The sequence below is a fragment of the Bowmanella yangjiangensis genome, from assembly GCF_017255015.1.
GTDB lineage: Bacteria > Pseudomonadota > Gammaproteobacteria > Enterobacterales > Alteromonadaceae > Bowmanella > Bowmanella yangjiangensis.
Genome location: NZ_JAFKCS010000240.1, coordinates 1 through 1,227 on the forward strand (window position 1 = coordinate 1; position 1,227 = coordinate 1,227).

The window sequence follows — 1,227 nt, forward strand, 5'->3', positions numbered from 1 at the left end:
GGCCTGACCCTGACCCATTTCTGAGCGCTGCGTGTTTCAGGGTGGACAACGCGTTCTCGTCCACCGGAAGGCGCTCGCCACACCGACATCTTCAATGGCCTGGCCCGTCGCCACTCGGCGGCAGCGGGCCGGGCCACCGTTACCAGGAACTCTTCATGCGTTTTTCCAACCTGTCCCTGCTGGGGCTCTGCATCACCCTGGCCGCTTGCCAGAGCCATGGCCCGCAAGAGGACGTCTCGGCCGTGCCGAACGTCGTGCTCAGCGATGCGCTGATCGCCAGCGAAAACACCCAGTGGCTGGCGCCGCTGCCCTTTCTGCCGGGGGCCGAGCGCCTGCAGGTCGGCGCCCGCAGCCTGCAGGTCGTCGACGCCGACGGCCAGGTGCTGAGCGAGCTGGCGGGGCGTTTCGCTACCCTCGACCAGCGTGCCGACGAGCGTGGCGTGCTGGTTGCCACGCTCGACAAGCGGCGTCAGCAGGCCCTGCTGGTGCGCCTCGACGACGCGCAGCAGTGGAGCGCGCCGCACTACCTGCCGAAGACCCGCTTCGCCATCGAAGGGCTGTGCCTGTATCGCGACGAAGCGCGCAACGACTTCCTCTTCCTGGTCGGCGAGGAGGGCATCGGCGAACAGTGGCTGGTGGCCGAGCACGGCCGACCGCTGGCGCAGGCGCAGCGGGTGCGGGCGCTGAGCCTGCCGCCGCAGAGCAGCTTCTGCCAGGTCGATGACAGCTCCGCCAGCCTCTACGTCAACGAGGAAGGCGTGGGCCTGTGGCGCTACGCCGCCGCTGCCGAGGCGCCGCTGCTGCGTGAGCCGGTGGAGCTGGTCGCGCCCTTCGGCGAGCTGCAGGACGCCGGCGGCATGGCGGTGCTGCCCGATGCCCTGCTGCTGCTGGATCCGGCCGCCGCCAACCTGCACCTGTTCCAGCGCCACGCCGCACAGTGGCAGCGTGCCGCTGTGCTGAACCTGGCCGGGCTGGACGAGCCGGAGCAGGTCAGTGCCCGGCGCACGGCGCAGGGGCTCGAGCTGCTGCTGGTGGCCGACGATGGCGCCCGTCGCGCCGCGCTGAACTGGCAGCCCGAGAGCGCTGAAGCGCCGCCGGCGGTGCCGGTGGTCACCCCCCTGGTGCAGAGCGAGGTCGCGCCGAGCCTGGGCGATGCGGCGGACGACCCGGCGATCTGGGTCAATCACGCACAGCCCGAGCGCAGCCGCGTGCTGGGCACCGACAAGC

The 1,227-nt window shown here is 71.2% G+C and carries 1 protein-coding gene; it reads left to right on the plus strand.

Going from position 1 to position 1,227, the window contains the following annotated elements:
- Positions 1–155: 155 nt before the first annotated feature.
- The coding region (locus tag J0A65_RS23650) for a phytase (protein WP_206596730.1) at positions 156–1,227 on the plus strand (1,072 nt) is incomplete at its 3' end.